The organism is Pseudoalteromonas sp. JC28 (assembly GCF_013319255.1).
Classification (GTDB): Bacteria; Pseudomonadota; Gammaproteobacteria; order Enterobacterales; family Alteromonadaceae; genus Pseudoalteromonas.
The window spans coordinates 323,833-344,404 of sequence record NZ_QOKX01000007.1; the positions used below are offsets into that span (position 1 = coordinate 323,833).

General features: G+C 45.9%; 14 protein-coding genes. 2 read left to right on the forward strand and 12 right to left on the reverse strand.

Going from position 1 to position 20,572, the window contains the following annotated elements; translation table 11 throughout:
- The 10 genes from murG to mraZ are packed head-to-tail and all read right to left on the reverse strand — an operon-like array spanning position 1 to position 11,021.
- The gene (murG, locus tag DS891_RS16910) at positions 1-1,068 is read right to left on the reverse strand and encodes an undecaprenyldiphospho-muramoylpentapeptide beta-N-acetylglucosaminyltransferase (RefSeq protein ID WP_010605802.1); all 1,068 of its coding nucleotides are present in this window, start codon (positions 1,066-1,068) and stop codon (positions 1-3) included.
- The gene (ftsW, locus tag DS891_RS16915) at positions 1,065-2,240 is read right to left on the reverse strand and encodes a cell division protein FtsW (RefSeq protein WP_010368646.1); all 1,176 of its coding nucleotides are present in this window, start codon (positions 2,238-2,240) and stop codon (positions 1,065-1,067) included. The genes murG and ftsW overlap by 4 nt, the downstream gene beginning before the upstream one ends.
- Complete coding sequence (gene murD / locus DS891_RS16920; protein ID WP_174170440.1) at positions 2,237-3,559, reverse strand: UDP-N-acetylmuramoyl-L-alanine--D-glutamate ligase; 1,323 nt, start codon at positions 3,557-3,559, stop codon at positions 2,237-2,239. Before murD ends, ftsW begins: the two co-directional genes overlap by 4 nt.
- Entirely contained in the window at positions 3,559-4,641 is a 1,083-nt protein-coding gene (mraY, locus tag DS891_RS16925) for a phospho-N-acetylmuramoyl-pentapeptide-transferase (protein ID WP_010368649.1), read from the reverse strand. The genes murD and mraY overlap by 1 nt, the downstream gene beginning before the upstream one ends.
- Positions 4,635-6,029, reverse strand: a complete 1,395-nt coding sequence (gene murF / locus DS891_RS16930) for a UDP-N-acetylmuramoyl-tripeptide--D-alanyl-D-alanine ligase (protein WP_174170441.1) — start codon at positions 6,027-6,029, stop codon at positions 4,635-4,637. The genes mraY and murF overlap by 7 nt, the downstream gene beginning before the upstream one ends.
- A complete protein-coding gene (locus DS891_RS16935) occupies positions 6,026-7,489 on the reverse strand; it encodes a UDP-N-acetylmuramoyl-L-alanyl-D-glutamate--2,6-diaminopimelate ligase (protein ID WP_174170442.1) in 1,464 nt (487 codons plus the stop codon). The genes murF and DS891_RS16935 overlap by 4 nt, the downstream gene beginning before the upstream one ends.
- Positions 7,482-9,296, reverse strand: coding sequence for a peptidoglycan glycosyltransferase FtsI (locus tag DS891_RS16940; RefSeq protein ID WP_010605806.1), 1,815 nt, complete (start codon positions 9,294-9,296; stop codon positions 7,482-7,484). The genes DS891_RS16935 and DS891_RS16940 overlap by 8 nt, the downstream gene beginning before the upstream one ends.
- Complete coding sequence (gene ftsL, locus DS891_RS16945; RefSeq protein WP_010368658.1) at positions 9,293-9,616, reverse strand: cell division protein FtsL; 324 nt, start codon at positions 9,614-9,616, stop codon at positions 9,293-9,295. The genes DS891_RS16940 and ftsL overlap by 4 nt, the downstream gene beginning before the upstream one ends.
- Complete coding sequence (rsmH, locus tag DS891_RS16950; RefSeq protein ID WP_039494187.1) at positions 9,616-10,548, reverse strand: 16S rRNA (cytosine(1402)-N(4))-methyltransferase RsmH; 933 nt, start codon at positions 10,546-10,548, stop codon at positions 9,616-9,618. The genes ftsL and rsmH overlap by 1 nt, the downstream gene beginning before the upstream one ends.
- A 14-nt stretch (positions 10,549-10,562) precedes the next feature.
- Complete coding sequence (gene mraZ, locus DS891_RS16955; protein WP_010368661.1) at positions 10,563-11,021, reverse strand: division/cell wall cluster transcriptional repressor MraZ; 459 nt, start codon at positions 11,019-11,021, stop codon at positions 10,563-10,565.
- Between the two features lie 429 nt (positions 11,022-11,450).
- Between mraZ and DS891_RS16960 the strand changes: the two genes are divergently transcribed.
- Entirely contained in the window at positions 11,451-14,444 is a 2,994-nt protein-coding gene (locus tag DS891_RS16960) for an EAL domain-containing protein (RefSeq protein WP_174170443.1), read from the forward strand.
- Positions 14,445-14,474: 30 nt separating this feature from the next.
- On the opposite strand, the gene DS891_RS16965 is transcribed toward DS891_RS16960, so the two are convergent.
- Both DS891_RS16965 and DS891_RS16970 read right to left on the reverse strand, forming a co-directional pair.
- Positions 14,475-16,139, reverse strand: coding sequence for an alkaline phosphatase (locus tag DS891_RS16965; protein WP_174170444.1), 1,665 nt, complete (start codon positions 16,137-16,139; stop codon positions 14,475-14,477).
- Positions 16,140-16,314: 175 nt separating this feature from the next.
- A complete protein-coding gene (locus DS891_RS16970; RefSeq protein WP_010605810.1) occupies positions 16,315-17,529 on the reverse strand; it encodes a sodium:proton antiporter in 1,215 nt (404 codons plus the stop codon).
- A gap of 242 nt (positions 17,530-17,771) precedes the next feature.
- Between DS891_RS16970 and DS891_RS16975 the strand changes: the two genes are divergently transcribed.
- Positions 17,772-20,567: a TonB-dependent receptor gene (locus DS891_RS16975; protein WP_174170445.1), complete on the forward strand. Its 2,796-nt coding sequence runs from the start codon at positions 17,772-17,774 to the stop codon at positions 20,565-20,567.
- The last annotated feature ends 5 nt before the right edge of the window (positions 20,568-20,572 follow it).

Sequence of the window (20,572 nt, forward strand, 5' to 3'; positions counted from 1 at the left end):
CTAGTTCGATAATTCTGTACAAATTTGGGCAACTTTCGCTGTTGCCTCCGACTTACCGCATTGTCTCGCTTTTGCTGCCATGGTCGCAATTTTTTGCGGCTCAATAACAAGTGGCTGCAGTGTCGTTGCTAGCGTTTCTGGCGTCAGTGCAGTTTGCTGTAATATATAAGCAGCCCCAGCCGACACTAAAAATTGCGCGTTAGCCGTCTGGTGATCGTCAACGGCATGTGGGAAAGGCACAAAAATCGCCGTTTTCCCAGCTGCGGCTATTTCACTCACGGTAAGCGCACCGGCACGGCAAATAACCAAGTCAGCCCAAGCGTATGCGGCATCCATATCATGAATGAACTCGCTGACCTCAGCATTAATGCCTGCACTTTCATATCGTTGTTGTGTATCGTCTTGGTTATGTTTACCGCTTTGATGGCGAATATTTAATCCGATACTGGCCACCTGTAGCTTTAGTAACTTGAGTCCTTCTGGCACGGTTTCATTCAGTGCTTTTGCTCCCAATGAACCACCGACAATTAATAGATTTAACGGCACTGAAACGGGTTTATCGCTAATCTCAGCAACACTTGCACGTACCGGATTCCCCACAACCTGAGCGAGCTTTTCATTGAATGCGCCGGGAAAACCCGCTAATACGCGACTTGCAATTTTCGCCAGCAACTTATTGCTCATACCCGCAACCGCATTTTGCTCATGGATCACCAAAGGGATCCCAAGCAGTTTCGCAGCAACACCTACAGGGCCAGTTACATAACCGCCCATGGCTAACACCACATCAGGTTTGCGCTGTTGTAAAATACGCTTTGCTGCAAGTATCGCTTTTAAAACCATAAATGGTGCGGTTAGTAATCGTTTGACCCCGTTACCACGGACGCCTTTCATGGCAATAAAATCAATTTCAAAACCGTAACGCGGCACCACATCGGCTTCCATTCGGTCCGCAGTGCCAACCCAGCTCACTTGCCAAGCCTGCGCCTGTAAAAATTGTGCCACTGCAATACCTGGAAAAATATGTCCACCTGTACCGCCCGCGACCACTAGAAGACGTTTTGTCATCGCCTACCTCCACGGGATGTTGCCTGCCTTGTCGACATTTTTGTCTCAAAATCTATACGTTGTAGAATGCCTGCCGCAATTGTCATCACCCAAAGGCTAGAGCCACCGTAAGAAACAAATGGCAGTGTTAAACCTTTAGTGGGTAAAATGCCAGCGCTCGCACCAATATTAACGACTGCCTGAAAGGCAAACCAAATACCAATGCCCAAGGCAAAATACCCTTCGTATTCTTTACCTGCTTTAAGGGCCTTTTGCCCGATAAAAAGCGCTCGAGTAACCAATACGCCGAGTACAATAATAATGCTAAATACCCCAATAAAGCCCAGTTCTTCCGCTATTACAGCAAAAATAAAGTCATTATGTGCTTCCGGCAAATACTGTAGCTTTTGTATGCTATTACCCAAGCCTTGACCAAACCAGCCACCTTGGCCGTATGCCATTAGGGATTGTACCAATTGATAACCGGCGCCAAATGGATCTTCCCAAGGGTTTAAAAAGCCCACGACACGCTTCATACGATATGGCTCAATGATGATAAGCAGTACCACCAAAGAGACACCGGTAAGCATTAAGGTAAAAAACTGCCAAAGCCTTGCACCGGCTAAAAACAACAGGCCAACGGTCGTCACAAACATGACTACCACAGTACCTAAATCTGGTTGCATCAAAATTAAGAACGCATACACCGCAAACACAATCATTGGCTTGGCGAAGCCTTTGATGTTTTCTTGTACTTCATCGCGTTTACGTACCAAGTAGCCGGCAATATAGCTGAAGAAAAATAGCTTAGATGCCTCTGCTACTTGCAAACCAAAAGGACCAAGCGGGATCCAGCGTCTTGCACCATTTACTTCGCGACCAATAATGAGTACCGCCACTAACAGTACCAAGCCAAAAAGCAGCAAATATGGATTACTGCGTTTCCACCAAGTCATTGGCACACTTGTCGCGAACCAAAAGAGAATAAACGAGCCCACTAAAAAGATAACGTGGCGAATGGTAAAGTGAAAAGGGTTATCAAATAGTCGCTCGGCAACCGGCATAGAAGCACTTGTCACCATCACAAATCCCACTCCAATAAGCATGAGCATGCAGTACATCAAAGGTACGTCAAATAAGCTCTCGGACTGGCGAGGCGTTAGCGCCTCTTTGATATCAGCGACGTTAATCAAGCATGTTCCCCCACTAAACGGACGAACTCATCCCCACGCGCCATATAGTTTGGATACATGTCTATGCTGGCACAGGCTGGTGCTAATAGCACAATATCACCATTGGTCGCTATCGTTTTTGCCGCCAACACGGCTTCTTCCAAATTGTTGACTTGATGGCTATTGCGCAGCAGTGGCATAAACTGTGCACCGTCTTGCCCGAAACAAAATAGCGCTTTGCAATGCGTAGTGAGTGGCGTCTTGAGCGGTGAAAGATCTGCCCCTTTCGCATCACCACCCACGATCAAAATAATATTTTTGCGACCTGAAGCTAAAGAATCAATAGCGGCGACCGTCGAGCCAACATTCGTTGCTTTCGAATCGTTGAAGTAGCGAACCCCAGCAACATCGGCAACCAACTGACAACGATGAGGTAACCCCGTGAAACTCGCAAACGCGCTGGCAAATGCCTGCATAGGCAATTGCATCGGCGCTAATAATGCTAATACCGCCAAGGCGTTAAATTGATTATGTCGCCCCACCATCGCCAACGTTTTTACCGCTAGCAATGGTGTTTGTTTGTGTGCGAAATACGCCTCACCGTCAAAGGTCATTAAGTGATAATCCCCCTCAGTGAGAGATACACTGCTGCCTTGCCCATGCTGCGCAAAGGTATAATGATCTTCAGCATTAAAGACAATATGTTCAACATGCTGGTAAATACGTTGCTTCGCTTCAATATAAGCTTGAAAATCAGGATAGCGATCCATGTGATCTTCAGTAATATTGAGGATCATTGCCGACAAACAAGCCAAGCTATGAGTAGTTTCAAGCTGAAAACTAGACAGCTCAAGTACATAAACATCATGCGGCTGCTCTAACAACGACAGCACAGACGTGCCAATATTGCCGCCAAGCCCAACTTTTAAGCCTGCGGCTTTCAATACTTCTGTCGCGAGCGTAACAACGGTGGACTTACCGTTCGAGCCCGTAACGGCAATCACCGGACGGGTATTAAGGCGTGCAAATAGCTCAATATCGCCGATGACTTCAACGCCTTCGGCAATGGCAGCGGCAACGCTTTGTTCAAATAACGGGATCCCTGGGCTGATGATAATCAGATCCGTTTGCGCCAAAGCGGCATCAGCAAGATTGCCAAATACCGCTTCACATTCAGGTGCGTTGTGACTTAGCCAGTCCGAGCTCGGAGGCACTGGACGACTATCAACCACTTTTGGATTAATACCGTGCGACAGCAGAAAACGCACAATCCCCTGTCCTGTGACTCCAAGTCCCAGTACTGTGACATGCTTTTTCTGTAATTGCTCAATATACGTCATTATCTAATCTTCAACGTCGCAAGACCGGCCAAAACCAAGATAATCGAGATAATCCAAAAACGGACTATCACGCGCGGCTCAGGCCATCCTTTTAATTCGTAATGATGGTGAATCGGGGCCATCCTAAAGATCCGCTGACCTCTGAGTTTGTAAGACCCTACCTGTAAAATCACGGATAATGCCTCCATCACAAATACACCGCCCATAATGATCAGCACTAACTCTTGGCGTACTAAAATAGCGATGATCCCGAGTGCACCACCCAACGCCAATGAACCCACATCGCCCATAAAAACTTGTGCAGGATAGGTGTTAAACCATAAGAAACCAAGGCCTGCGCCGACAATCGCCGTACATACCACAACCAGTTCACTCGTGAGTGGTAAATGAGGAATATGGAGGTAGCTTGAGAAATTCGCGTTACCAGTAACGTATGCAATAATAGCGAGTGCTGAGGCAACCAAAATGGTCGGAACAATGGCAAGACCATCCAAACCATCAGTCAGGTTAACTGCGTTTGACGTACCCACAATCACAAAGTAACTCATGACCAAATAGAACAAACCAAGTTGTGGTAATACATCTTTCAAAAATGGCACGACTAGCGTGGTTTCCGCAGCGCTGGTAGACGTAAAGTACAAAAATGCCGCCGTAGAGATCGCAATAACCGACTGCCAAAAGTATTTCCAACGTGCAATTAGGCCTTTACTGTCTTTTCTGATCACCTTGCGGTAATCGTCCACAAACCCAACAATACCTAAGCTGCCAATGACAAATAACGTCACCCATACATATTTGTTGCTAAGGTCGCCCCACAGTAGCGTACTGGTAAAGATCGCAGCCAGAATTAACAGTCCACCCATGGTGGGGGTACCCGACTTGGACAAGTGCGATTCAGGGCCATCATCACGTACGGTCTGACCAATCTGCATGCGCTGTAATGCAGCGATGAGTTTAGGGCCAAAATACAACGAAATCATTAAGGCCGTTAAAATGCCTAAAATCGCCCTCAACGTAAGGTAAGAAAATACGTTAAACCCAGAATAATATTGGGTAAGATACTCGGCTAGCCAAACTAACATGATACTTCTCCTGTCTCGCTATCCGACTGGCCAGCGTTTACTAATTCTTCAACGAGCAGTTCCATCCGCGCACTACGTGATCCTTTAACGATAACGGTGCATTGTCCTGATTGCTCGGCCAATACAACCCGTAACGCCTTCATTAAGTTCTCGCGAGTCGAGAAATGACGATTTGGCTTTTCAAATACATTGCTTGCGCTACTACTCAGCACCCCCAATGAAAACAATTCATCAATGCCTTGCTGCTTAGCATACTCGCCGACTTCACGGTGATATTCGCGAGCATCTTCACCCAGTTCTGCCATATCACCCAACGCCAATACTTTATAGCCAGACATAGACGCCAGTAAATCAATCGCCGCGTTGACAGATTTCACGTTTGCATTGTAGGTGTCATCGACGACACGTAACGTTTCCGAGACTTGGATCATGTTGACACGGCCCTTTACTTCAGCCATTTTTCCAAGACCCGTTGCCACCTCACTTAAGCTTGCGCCAAGCTCGGTTGTCAATGCAGCCGCAATCAACGCATTGCCAACGTTGTGCTGGCCACTAAGCGGTAAACTAATGGTGGTACGCTCTTCTCCCAGGCATAGCGTGAAGGTAGGGCGAGCTAGCTCATCCAACTCAATTGCTTCCACCCAAATATCAAGCTGAGCATTTAAGCTATAACGTTTCACTTTAGAAACAGCTAAGCTTTCCTGCCACATCTGAGCATAATCGCTATCCGCATTGATGACTGCGACACCGTCAGCTTTTAGGCCTGAGAAAATCTCACCTTTCGCTTTTCCTACGCCATCAATTGAACCAAACCCTTCGATGTGGGCTGGTGCGACGTTACATACTGTCGCCACGTCTGGACTTACTAATGCAGTGGTATAAGCAATTTCACCCAAGTGGTTAGCGCCGAGTTCTATCACCGCATATTCATCATCTTCACTTAAGCGCAATAGCGTCAACGGTACCCCGATGTCGTTATTAAAATTACCTTTCGTCGCAAGGACTTTGCCTTTTTGCGCCAAAATCGCCGCACACATTTCTTTCACTGTGGTTTTACCGACACTGCCGGTAATTGCAATGGTTTTAGGGGCGACAGTTTCAATCACTGCTCGGCCAATTTGGCCTAAAGCAATGCGCGTATCTGTAACAACAAACTGTGGTAAATCGATATCTTCATCGTGCTCAGAAACAATAGCTGCGATAGCACCATGTGCTTTGGCCACACCCAAGAAACGGTGGCCGTCAAAGTTAGGCCCTTTAAGTGCTAGAAATACCTCTCCAGACTGTATTGTTCTGGTATCAGTATTAATATTGGCGACTGCCAAATTCTCCCCGTCGTAAGGGGTTTTTAAGACTGCTGCAAGCCAAGAAAAATCCATCTTGATCATGCCTTTTCCCCTCGTAAAATCGCTGCAACGCATTGCCTATCACAAAAATCAATGCGCTCAGTACCTATAATTTGATAATCCTCGTGCCCTTTCCCCGCAATCAGCACCACGCTGTTTTCATCAGCTAGGTCTATCGCGTGTTGAATGGCTAGCCCTCTATCTGGCTGGCAGACAGCATACTCAGGGTGGATGAGTCCTGCCTTAACGTCGTCAATGATTAAATTGGGATCTTCGCTTCGTGGATTATCACTGGTGATCACCAGTTTATCTGCATATTTCTCTGCAGCTCGCGCCATTTCAGGACGCTTACCTTTATCTCTATCACCACCGCAACCAAACACACAGATAAGATTGCCCGGAACATGTGCTCGCAAGGCTTGTAGTGCAAGTGCCAAAGCGTCTGGGGTATGGGCATAATCAACAATACACGTAGGCTTTTCAGGGGCACTAAATGGCTGCATGCGGCCTGCAACTGGCGCGAGCTGGCTGCAAGCTTCGCTTAATGCTTCAAGACTTGTGCCTTGCAATAGTAAAGTCGCAATCGCAGCAGCTAAATTATAAAGATTAAACTCACCATACAGTGGCACACTGACTTCACATTCACCCCAGCTGGTTTTTAATGTCGCCGTCAAACCATTTGGGTGTGCCGACACGGCATCAAAGAATACATATTGTTGGTAGCTATTTTTTTCACTCCAGCGACCGTAAACAACCACTGTATCGTCATTAAACTCAGCGGCCCAACTTGCACCCACTTCATCGTCAATATTGATGACTTTGTGATTTGGCGCACAGCGAGTGAATAGCAGTTTCTTAGCTTCTGCATAGCTTTGCATATCACCGTGATAATCTAAGTGATCGCGCGTCAAGTTGGTGAAAACAGCCACATCAAAGTCGCATTCGTCAACTCGACCTTGCACCAAGCCATGGGAAGAGACCTCCATCGCGACTTGATCATATTGTTGCTGTAAAAACGCCAAAATACGTTGTAAATCTACGTTTGACGGCGTGGTGTTTGCCAGCGGAATAAGGCTGTCTGGTTGACCATAACCAAGCGTACCTATCACAGCACCAGCACTACCGGTTAGGCTCGCTAAATTGGCAATCATTGCTGTCGTGGTAGATTTACCGTTGGTGCCAGTAACGCCTGTGAGTTTGAGATTTTTACTCGGGTATGCATAAAACTGCGCTGCAATTGCCGCCAACTTATCGGCAAGATTGTCGATAAAAATCGCTTGCTCTGGTGCAACATTAAGCTCGCTTCCCGTTTCTGCAAGCACACATTTAGCGCCTTGCGCAACGGCACTGGCGGCATATTTAGCACCGTCTTGGGCATGACCTTGCAGTGCAATAAAACAATCATCTGGCTCAATCGCTCGACTGTCTATGCGCAGATTCTCAACCTTAACAGGGGCAATATTGACACCATAATCACTGAGTACCTGAGCCAGATCACGCATCGTTATCTGCTCCAGAAATATAAGCCACGCGCTCTTTATCAGGCGCTACATTTAAAATTCTCAGTGCATTAGACATTATTTCAGCAAAAGCAGGCCCTGCGGTTTGACCGCCATAGTAAACATCTCCCGCCGGTTCATTAACCATCACCACAACCGCAAGCCTTGGGTCACTTACCGGTGCAACGCCCGCAAAATAACCAACGTACTCATCACCATAGCCACCCGCCACGGCTTTTTCTGAAGTACCTGTTTTACCAGCAGCACGGTATCCATCAACCTTTACGTTATGGGCAGTGCCGCCACGTTCAAATACTGACTCCATCATTTCTACCACGGCATGTGTATCTTGCTCGCTAAAAATACGCTTGCCTTCAGGAATTTCATCTTGCTTCACAATAGTGAGTGGTCGCAAGATACCGCCGGCTCCAAACATGGCGTAAAGTCTCGCCATTTGTGCAGTGCTTACAGATACTGCGTAACCATAAGAGAGTGTTGCAATTTCAAAGTTAGACCAACGGCGGTTTGGATAAAATAGACCTGCGCTTTCACCAATCATATTTGAGCCCGTTGGCTCACCAAAACCCACTTGTTGGTATAGATTGATAAAATACTCTTTTGGCAGCATCTGCGAGATCTTCGCAACTCCCATGTTACTGGAGATTTTAAGGATCTCTCTTAAGCTCAGCTCACCATTGTTACGAGTGTCTTTCACTAAGCCACCACTTAAGTTCATCCAGCCCGGATAGGTATCTATCGTGTCTGTTGCCTTAACTGCACCATAATTTAAACCAGCCAATACCGCTAAAGGCTTTAAGGTTGAACCGGGTTCAAATAGGTCAGTCATAGCACGATTGCGACGTTTATAAGGTGCGGCAGTACTTAGATCGTTAGGATTAAAGCTTGGGCTATTCACCAAAGCTAAAATTTCGCCAGTGTGTACATCAACAACTATCGCCGAACCAGAGGTAGCTTTATAGCTCAGTACCGCCGACTTTAACGCGCGGTAGGCAATGGCTTGGATCCGTAAATCAATACTCAGGTAAACATCTTCTGGCTCGACACGCTGTTCTTCTGAAAGTACTTGTACTTCACGACCTTGCGCATCTTTTCGAATGGTGCGTTTACCAGCCGTACCGGTTAATGCAGAGTCGAACATACGCTCGACGCCTTCAATACCTTTGCCATCAATATCGGTTACACCAATCATGTGCGCTGTTACTTCGCCGCTTGGGTAAAAACGTTTGGACTCGTCAAGCAAGTGCACGCCCGGCAGGCGCATTTGACGAATATAGTTGGCAACAACCGCCGTCACTTGACGCTTCAAATAGACAAAACGACGGCTTGGGTCTCCCCTAAGCCGTTCATCGACATTTTCTGGTTTGAGTCTGAGTACATCTGCAAGCTCTTTCCACCTGAGCTCATCATCGTACCAAGCTTGTTTCCGTATTTTCAGCTCAGCATCATTTTGCTCTAACGCTTTATAATCTTCACCTTCTTTACGGGCTTTACGTAACACTTTTTTGGCAAGTGCCTTATCAATGGCAAGGGGATCTGCATAAACGCTCACAACTGGCACGCTCACAGCCAGCTCTTTGCCATTGCGGTCGAAGATCATACCTCGTTGGACATTGAGTTTCTCAACCCGTACGGTGCGCTTATCATTTTCTTCAATTGCCTTATCAGGCTCAATTACTTGCAAAAATGCAGCGCGTGCAACAAGCGTCATAAAAACGGTGAGCATCACGCCGCAAACTAGAGCAAAGCGCCAGGTGATAATAGATTGAGTTTTTTGCTTTTGTTTATTCATGGCAGCACAATCACCTGTTCATCTTTACTGGTTGGGCGTTTCATCTCTAACTGCATCTTGGCTATCTCTTCTATCCTTGCATGCTGAGAGTAAAACTCTTCTTCCACAACGAGGTAACGCCATTGTAGGTCTAACTCATCGCGCTGTTGTAATAGCTCATCCTGCTGTATCAATTGCTGGCGAGTTAAATGGGTAATTTGCACTACCGCGAGTGCAGAAATCAAAATCGTAAGTAGCAAGAATGCCGTCAACTTATTAGCAATGATGTAATAGCCTATTTCTACAAATAGATTTGGTTGACGTTGCTTACTTGCATTCATTAGAGCTTCTCCGCCACTCTTAATACTGAGCTTCGCGAGCGTGGATTTTGTGCAATCTCTGCATCGCTAGGCTTAATGGCTTTACCCACTGCCTTTAAGGTGAGATTTTGTTTAAGTTGTTCATCCGTTAAAGGCAGACCTCTGGGTATCGCCTCTCCCTTACTCTGCTTCTTGATAAACTGCTTTACAATGCGATCTTCTAGAGAATGAAACGAGATCACCACTAACCGACCACCAGGTTTTAACACCTCAAGTGACGCTTGCAATGCAGTCTGAATTTCTTCTAACTCGCTGTTAATATAAATACGAATAGCTTGGAAAGTACGAGTTGCAGGATGCTTATGTTTGTCCTTGACAGGCACAGCTTCATCTATCAGTTGCGCTAATTGCGCCGTCGTTGTAATCGCGGTGTGCTCACGTACTTCAATGACTTTACGAGCAATACGAGTGGCAAACTTTTCTTCGCCATACTTTTTGATCACAAACACCATTTCTTCAAGCTCTGCTTCAGCTAGCCACTGTGCAGCGCTGCGACCTGAATCAGGATCCATACGCATATCCAGTGGCCCATCTTTCATAAAGCTAAAGCCACGGTCTGCATCATCAAGCTGAGGTGAAGACACACCAATGTCCAACAAGATGCCATCAACCTGACCTAAGATACCGGCTTGTTCCGCGACAGATTTAATTTGCGAGAAGCGGCTTCGCGCTATAGAGAAACGTGTATCATCAGCAAACTTTTCAGCCGCTTTAATCGCTTGAGGGTCTTGATCTATGGCTTGTAAACGCCCAGTCGACAACCTTTTGAGGATTTCACCTGAATGCCCACCACGACCAAACGTCCCATCGATATATATACCTTCAGGGTTAATTGCTAGGGCATCTAGGGTTTCGGTCATTAATACCGAAATATGCTTAAACTCTTCGCTCATTAATTTGTTTACCCCTACAAGGAAAAGTTTTCCAGTTCAGGGCTTTCCTCAAAGTTTCCTGAGTGTTCAATTTCGGTATCTGCCTGCATTTGCTGATACCAGCGTTCTTCGTCCCAAATTTCAAATTTATTGAGTAGCCCAACTAGCATAATCTTTTTGCCTAATTGCGCATGGGACCGCAATGAAGGCGCCAGTAAAATCCGGCCATTTTTATCTAGTTGGTATTCTGTAGCATGACCTAGCAACATCCGTTGCCAGCGTCTCACTCTGGGATTGGTGTTAGAGATGCGACTTAGTTTGGTCTCAATTTCTAGCCATTCGGAGAGTGGGTAGAGCCATAAGCACGGTTCGTTGATCGCAATAGTACAAATAACGGTTCCCTGATCTTCAGACAGCAGCGGTTGACGGTACTTAGTCGGCACCGCAAAACGCCCTTTGTCATCCAAAGCTAGCGAACTTGCACCTCGAAACATGCGTGATCCTATTTCTAAGTTAGTTGATCCAGTTTGATCCACTAAAACCCACTTTTTACCACAGAAGAACAGTCTAGGGCTTGACAAGCACTTTTGTCAAGCTCAGTCGGTACCTTTAACACCTTTGAAAGCCAGAAAAATCGCGGGATTTGTGGAAGATCATGAATTTTGTGGAAAAAAGTGGAGAGATGAAAAAATGCCATTTTTTTTGACCGGATAATCACATCATACTTTCAATTTAGAAATTAAAAATTCTATCTGTTAGCCCTTGCTCAGTGATGCTTTTGCAGCTGAATTATTTATGCAAATTTGCTTGGTTGTCCTAACCTGATTCGGTATCATTCGCGCTCTCTGATCAGCTCCATAGGTGGGATTATTCTGAAATCTTCAATACAGTTTCGATTTTATCGCTTACTCGTTCTACTGTGCTTGCCATGTCTGATCATTATTTTATTTCTATTATGTGAGCAACGTCAGCAGGCATTAACACAACAGTCACAACAGGCGCTGCATTACGCCAAACAAGTTGCGGCGATCCAGCAGGTAGAGCTCGCAGATACAGAACAAGTCTTACAGCAACTGTCGACCCGTATCGATCATCTTACCGTAGAGCACGGCAAATGCCCGCCGCTGCTTTATCACGCGATGCTGCTCAGCCCCAACCTAGCTAACCTTGGCATAGTTGACGCACAAGGGAACGTACTTTGTACTACGCATCAAGCAGATCAACGCGAGATCAATATCGCCGATCGTGGTTACTTTAAAACCGCAATGCGCACTGCCCAGTTTAGTATTGGTGAGTATCAAATTGACCGCAGCATGCAGCGTGCAACAGTCAACTTCGCGCTACCAATTTACGATGATCAGCAACAATTTTTATTTATGCTTGTCGCAGTGAAAGGCTTAACGCATTGGAGCCAGACCCTTGCAAAACTGCCTCTTCCTGTTGGTACTCGGGTAATGATTGCCGACGCTAAAGCGCAAATCATTGCGCAATATCCAGCAGCAAATGCAGAACTTGGCCGTGCTGTTAGCAGTTCTTGGCCAAGCAATTTAAGCACACAGGCGACGCTACTAAACACCCCAGAAGGCAATCGCTTGGTGTATGTAAAGCAATCACTCAATAACAGCAACCGAGCGTTACAAATCTACTTTAGTTTCGATTTTGAGTCCCAGTTGAGCAGCATAGATAAGCGTTTTGCACTCTTTCTAGGAATATTTTTGGCGCTTGTGTCTATTTTGTTTTGGCAAACACATTGGCAATTAAAGCAACAACTTTTAAAACCGCTTGGCGCACTCAAGCATGCTATTGCACAACTTGAATCGGGCAAGCAAGATCGCCGTTTTAACGCAACCAAAGTGCCCAGTGAATTTGAGCATATCGCCGAGCGTTTTGCTCATATGGCGCAAACACGCTTAGCCGCTGAAGACAATGCAAATCATAGACTTGCCGTTGTAAAAGCCCTGATTAATGCACTCCCCGATAGCTATGTGCGCTTAGATCAACAGGCTCAGATCTTATCTCGTTATGGCGATTACACAGACAAAGCACAAACGCTTAGGGAATTGCTCCCAGAACATATCTATAAACGGATCCGCGCAGAGCTTGCGCTGTTGAATGACAAAACCTATGTGCAACTAGAGTTTTCACCAACCAGTAATCAAGTGGTTGAATGTCGCCTATGTGCCATTGAGTCACATCCACAGGCGTTGTTGATTTTCCGTGATATTAGCCAACGTAAGCATCAAGAAGAAGCACTAAACCTTGCAGCATTGGTGTACAACAATAGCAGCGAATGTATGATCATCACGGATGCCAATGGCTTTATCTTGGACGTCAACCTTGCCTTTACGCGTGTAACTGGTTACTCACGCTCAGAGGTGCTGGGTAAGTCCACTGCCATGTTAGGATCGGGTCAACATGACCGTAGCTTTTACGAATTGATGTGGCAGCAGCTCAACGAACACGGCCGTTGGCAAGGTGAGATTGTCAACCGTAAGAAAAATGGCGAGCTTTACACCGAATGGCTGACTATTGATAGCGTTTACGATAGCAACCGTGAGATCTACCGCCGCGTCGCGATCTTCACCGATATTACCGAAGTAAAGCGTAAAGATGCGCTGATCTGGAAACAAGCACATTTTGACGAATTAACCGATCTTCATAATCGTGTGGGACTTAAAAAACACTTAAAAAAACAGGTTGCCAGCGGACAACAACAAACCGCCGTGTTATTACTCGATCTCGACAATTTTAAAGATATTAACGACACATTAGGCCATTATTACGGCGACTTACTCTTGAAGTTAGTCGCACAACGTTTAAAGAGTATGGCTCCGCATGCGTTTTTATCCCGCATTGGAGGTGATGAGTTTGTCTTTGTGTTGGAGGATGACGAACATAAAGCAAAGTGCAAAGCACTAGCAGCTCAGATCCAGTCCGCATTCAAACAGCCTTTTGAGATCCAAGATGAGCAATGCCATATCACTGCAAGTATGGGGATTGCCACCGCACCAACAGATGGTAATGGTGCAGAAGCCCTATTAAAGGCTGCCGATCAAGCAATGTATCGAGCAAAGCAGCAAGGTCGTAACGGCTATGTGATTTTTGATGACGCTTTACGCAAAGTCGCAGAATCTAGAATGCACATGCTCAAAGGTATTCGTACTGCACTGCATAACAATCAATTTGAAATGCACTACCAGCCTATCGTATCACTTGACGATAATCGCGTCGCCAAAGCCGAGGCCTTGATCCGCTGGCGACACCCAGAGCAAGGTATGGTGAGTCCCGCTGAGTTTATTCCGTTAGCCGAAGAAACCCAGCTCATTCATCATATTGGCGATTTAGCATTTTCGCAGTCTGTTGATACATTGACACAACTACAGCACTTAGGCCATACAACACAAATTAGCATCAATGTGTCACCGGTCCAATTTGCCGCTAAAAATTGCACCTTAGCAAGCTGGAGTGACAAACTCACAACGCTTGCGATCCCCCCAGAGCACGTGGTTCTAGAAGTTACGGAGGGAATGATGATGCACAATGATAGCCGCACTAAACAACGAGTTGAACGCTTAAAGCAGCAAGGTTTTCAATTTGCGTTAGATGACTTTGGCACGGGTTACTCATCACTCGCGTATCTAAAACAATTAGATTGTCACTTTGTGAAAATTGATAAACGCTTCGTCGATGGCATTGCAACCAATGCAGACGATTTAACCCTATGTGAAACCATTATTTTGATGGCTCACCGCCTAGGCTTAAAAGTCATCGCTGAAGGCGTTGAGACCGCGACTCAGCATCAGCTATTAAAACAGGCTGGATGTGATTTTGGTCAGGGTTATTACTATTCAAAGCCGCTACCACAACGCGAGTTTCTGACCTTAATGACAGAAAAAAGCCACATTGCTGTGGCTTAACTGAAGTTACTTAAAATCTAGGTGCTTGGCTTATTCAGTTAAACCAAGCGCAGTCATCATTTTGTTTGCAACGTCCACATGGTGCTGCATGGTTGAGAATTGCTTAGTTACGCCCGCAGGACCAAAAGTATAAACCGGTACTGGCGCAGCCGTATGTGTACCAGTACCCCACACTACACTTTGCTCTGAGGCAATCGCGCGAGCAATTTTTCCGGTGTAATCCTCTTTGGCGTATACATAGAAGTCACTAAAGTCTTCAAACGCTGGGATCATATCTGCGCTATTTTCATCGTATACACTCTGACCGACTTTTGCGGCATTATCTAGCGTCACCGTGTAAGCCGTCATATCTTCAATGGTCGCTTTCCAAGTTGGACCCGATACATTTTCATAGGCTTCATCGGGCGCAGCTTCTGCAAGGATATCGAAGAAAGTGCCTGTTTGCGCGTAAAGCTTGTCTAGTTGCGCAAGTGGACCAAAGTTAAATTTAGGATGATATTCTTTAGCAACACCATTTACATACATACCATCGCCAGACAGCGTTTGTGCTTCAGGACGCTCATGCTTTGAATAACTAAAGCCAAAACTACCCGTTTCATGGTCTGCAGTCACAACGACTAGCGTATCATTACGGTCTTTTACCCATTCATGCACAGCTTCAACGGCTTCATCAAATTTAAGCAGCTCATTTAGCATCCAACCTGCATCGTTTGCATGACCCGCCCAGTCAATTTGACCACCCTCAATCATCAAGAAAAAGCCATCTTCATCTTTAGACAAGATATCAAGCGCTTTCACCGTCATTTCTTTTAATGAAGGCTGAGTACAGCTGTTGCTTTGTTGACAAGCTTTGTAAGCAATTGCGTCACTCATACCAGAGTTTGCGAATAGACCTAGTACTTTTTCGCCTTCAAAACTGCTTAATTGTGCTTTATCAAAAGCAAGGCCATAACCATGTTGCTCTTTTGCTTCAACAACTAGGTTAGTTTCATCTCCACGCTTTGAGCTTTTATATACGCTACTAGGCATGCCAAGCGCGTCGAGTTGTGCTTTTACTTCAGCGTTATCAGGCGTGCTCTTTGGTACAAATACGCGAGCACCACCTGATAACATCACATCAACGCTGCCAGAGCGAACTAATTGCTCAGCGATTTCAGCTTCGTATGAACGATGCGGCATATGGGCAGCAAATGCCGCTGGCGTCGCGTGCGTAATACGCGTATCTGAAACAAGGCCCGTCGCTTTACCCGCGGCTTTGGCTTTTTCTAAGATAGTCGCTACTTTATTGCCATCGGCATCAAGGCCTATCATTTCTGAGCCTGCTGCAAGGCCGGTTGCTAATTGAGTTGCCGAACAAGCAGAGTCAGTTACTAGACTGCCAGTCGCGCCATGTGGTGCGTTCATGGAAAGGCCTAAATGACCACCCGCAGCAAGTTTAGACAGCGCTGTTTGATTGCCTTTGTTTTTATAAGTTGAGTTTGGCGCGCGCTGAGCATACTCTTCAAGTAAGCCAACTTGCTGTGGTCCCATACCGTCACCGATCATAAGGATCACATTTTTTACTTGTGTCACTTCTTGCACTGGTACTTCTTTGATGACTTCAACTTCTTTGATCACCTCAACGGTTTTTGTATCGTCATCACACGCGGTAAGTAGAATTGCAGAGATAGCAACTGTAAGTAACTTTTTATTCATTGTACTGTTCCTGAAACGTAATATTTGTCTGTAAGGCGGGCACAGTCTAGGCGCGTTACATGACTTTTTTATTTCAGCAAAGTGACAAAAAATATTTTATTTCACAATAAGTTACAATATAACAGTACAATTCAGATACGAAATCATACGCTATACCAATTGTTATTTAGAGTAATCACTCTCGACCAGAAGCACTGGTAAATAATTTAGAAATGGGTCGACTAGATAATCCAAACACAAAAATGCTCAACAGCACCGTTGCCATTGCCACTTGAGTAATTTGCAAACCATTTGGCAACTCTTCGCTGAGTAGCATTAAGGTTAGCACCACCGAAGCCAATCCCTTGGGGCCAAACCAAGCTAACGTAAAGCGCTCTTTGGTTGTCAGTGCACCACCTAACAAACAGAGGAATACCGGGATCAATCTAAACATGGCGGTTGCTAACACTGCATACACCCAAACCTGCCATTGGGTAACATTTAGCAGCACTACACTGGCCGACAAACCAAACACAATCCAGATCATAAAAGCCGCAAATTCGGCGAGGTGCTCACCTTCTTCGATAAGCTGATCTTTAAACTCATCACGATAATACTTATCAAACAGCAAACCGCTGACAAATGCAGCAATAAAACCGCTGCCATGCAAAGCTTGGGTTACCGAAAAAACTAAAAAAGCGATGCCAACAAAGAGAAAAGGGCTGGTTTTAGACGCAAAGTAATGATGTTGATAGGCGCGTTTAAGTAACCAAATGATCACCCCAGTCAGTAACCCCGCGACAACGAGTGCAATCCCCACTTCACGTATAAAAATCCAAGCAAATGATTCAGTCGTCGCTTGCATTCGCTCAGCTAATACGCCCAGTAAAAACAGAAATACCGGAATACACAGGCCATCATTCAAACCACTTTCCACATTAATTGCCTCACGTAATCTGGTGGGCACAGACTTATCCTGAATGAAGGTTTTGCATAAAGTGGCATCGGTTGGGGTGATGATCACCGCAATTAAAAAGCAAGCCAACCAAGATAACTGGAACAGCTCATGGGCCACCCACGCGCCAAATACCATGGTTAATGGCAGCCCGAGTAATAATTTAACCGGTAACTGGAAGCTGTGAGATAACACCCGTAATCGCGTTTTTGCAGCATCGGAAAATAAATAAATCGCAAGCGTCAACTCAATAATCGGCAACCAAGTTTGTAGGCCATTAATATCTACCGCTAAAGCTTGTTGCCCTCCTTCAATATTACCAAGCACAAAGCCTATCGCCCCGCCCGTTAGCACAAACCACATAGGTGCGGTGAGCTCCGCCCTATCTAGTTGTCGAGCTGTAATGCTATAAATAAAAAGAGAAAGTCCAATCGCCGCAATCAAAGCATAAATCACGTTGCCATTCCTTTACTGAAAACCTGTCGCTGATAACGCGAGTATGACAAATCTTATTCAGTTAAGCCAAACATCTAACAACATCCTCCTACCTCCTTAAAGCGAATCAAACAACAAAGAGCAGTAGGCGCTAGTTAATTTTTCACCTTTGTGTCATCGGAATGTAAAAAACCGTCATTACTCTATCTGCAACAAACTGGACTAGACCAGAAAACTTAACCCAAACTTTTGAGAAAAGAGCAATGAAAAAACTAACCCAAATCGCTGCTGCCGTGTTACTCGCCACCAGTCCCAGCTTATATGCTGCGACAGGTAAACTTGTTGGTGTTGTAAAAGACCCACAAAGTAATCTGTCTGGCGCCGTTATCTCGGTAAAAGGCCAAGATGTATCCACTGTGTCTGATTATCGTGGTCGCTTTGAACTGCCAAAACTAGATGCCGGTCGCTACACCTTAGTCGTGAAATATATGGGTTATCAGGAAACTGAATTTCAGGTTGAAGTAACTGATGGCAAAGTCACTACGTTGTCTCCAATCTTATTAAACCATCAACAAGCGATGGAAGAAGTGGTCACGGTTGGGCAAATCTTCCGTGGCGCAATGGCCGCTGCAAATAACCAAAAAAATGCCAGTAATATCAAAAGTATCATTTCTGCCGATGGGATTGGTAAGTTACCAGATAGAAATGCCGCTGAAGCCGTACAACGTATTCCAGGTGTGTCGATAGAGCGTGACCAAGGTGAAGGCCGCTTTGTTGCAGTGCGTGGTTTACCGTCACAATGGAGTTCGGCCAGTATCAACGGTAACCGCCTTCCAACCGCAGAAGAGGAAACCACCAGCCGCGCCACTGCGTTCGACTTTTTTCCAAGCGAATTGATTGAGTTTGTGGAAGTGTCTAAAGCTATCACTCCCGACATGGAAGGCGATGCGATTGGCGGTAATGTTAATTTCGTGACCAAAAAAGGCGCTGATGATTTTATCCTCAAAACCAACTTTGCTGTGGGCCAAAACGAACTCGCCGATGGTACAAATTATTCTGCCAATGTGGTGTACGGCGACCGTCTACTCGACGACAAGCTAGGTTTTATCATTAACGCCACAGCGTGGCAGCGTGATTGGGCAACCGATAATTATGAGCCGCGCCGGGGTAACGATGGCTTAGGCATTTACCGTTTAGAGCTGCGTGATTATACCGGAACCCGTGAAACTTATGGCTTAAATGGCTCGCTGGAATATCAACTTGAAAGCGGCACGCTCAGCGCCAGCGCGCTATATGGCACATTGATTGATGATGAAACCCACTATAAGCACAGGCTGCGTTTTGATAAAGACCGTGCTGAGCTGCAGCATATTCGCAACGAACTCATCACCGAAATGCAAGGCTTTGAAATTGCAGGTGAACATGACTTTGGCTTTGATAAAACGCTCTCTTGGCAACTAGCCACGTACGAAAATGAGTTTCGTTATGGCGACAAACCCAACAGTGAAGACAATAGCTATTTTGTCGCCCGTTTTGATCAAAAAGAGGTTGGATATGTTGGACTTGAAGACCGCGATACCGGTAAAAATTATGCCTACAACCAAGTAGACGGCGGCAGTGACCCTTGGAACGCCATTAGCAATCACTTCCCCTCGGGCTTTACACTCGATCCAAGCAAAATGGGTTTGTCTTGGGTTGAGCTATACAAAGTCTACGTCAACGAAAAAGACAGACTGGTAGCCAATGCCGACTTTGACTGGCAATACAATAACCAGCTAGCCGTTAAGTTTGGGGCAAAATACCGTGACAAAGTCCGTAAAGCTGACTTTGCCGATGAGTTTTACGCGTGGGACAGCGAACAATATGGCGCAGCGCCAACGCTTGCAGACTTTGCCTTAAGCGATCAACCCGGTCGCAGCGATTACTTAAGCGAAGCCAAGTTTGATTATCGCACGCAGTTGTCGCAGGTGGCTTCCACCGATGCTCTTGCCCAGTTTTGGACGCAAAATCGCAATAAGTTCAAGCTAGATACGGGTGAATCAGCACTCATCAGCAACGGTGGAGCGCTGGGCAGAAACTTCGATGTTGAAGAAACCCACACCTCGCTCTACGGTATGGCAACTTACCAAGCTAACGACAACTGGGAAGTATTAGGCGGCTTACGCGTTACCCGCACCGATACCGAAGTGTCTGGTTACACTTATTTAGCCGACGAAGACAAAGTTGTTGATACCACCAACAGCAATGATTATTGGTCCATTTTACCCGCACTACATGTTACTTATCGTGCCAATGACGATACCAATTATCGCCTCGCACTAACTCGCACCTTTGCCCGTCCTGACTTTGGCTCATTAACACCAGGGGCAACTTACCTTGAGCAAGACAATCAGCTTAACTCAGGAAATCCAGCGCTCGACCCTACGTACTCAAATAACCTCGACTTGATGGTGGAACATTATTTTGACCGCGTTGGCTTGGTCTCTGCGGGGGTATTCTACAAAGATATCCAAGACCCTATCTTCCAAGCCACCAGCGTTGGCAATTACAACAACAAGCAAGGCGTGACCATCATCCGTCCTGAAAACGGCGATAGCGCTTGGCTTGCGGGCATTGAACTGGCATTTAACCGCGACCTTGGTTTTATTTCTGACAGTTTGAGCAACTTTGGGGTAATGACCAATGCGACCTTTATGGATTCTGAAATGCAGATCCCAGAGCGCACAGAAAAAGTGGCCATTCCACGTCAGGCCAATGAACTTTACAACTTTACGCTGTATTACGACGACACCCGTTTTGCAGCTCGAATAGCGCTTAATCATAAAGGTGCCTATATCGAAGAGCACGGCGGCGATAGCCAATCGGATAGCTACTATGGCGCCAATACCAGCGTAGACTTTACAACGTCATATCAACTTAACGAACAAACGTTAGTTTACCTAGAGCTAAGTAACCTCACCAATGAAGCATTGCAGTACTACCAAGGTGAGCAGGGCCGTCCATTACAGGTGGAATACTATGGTATCCGCGGCATGGTCGGCATTAACTACCAATTTTAATACCA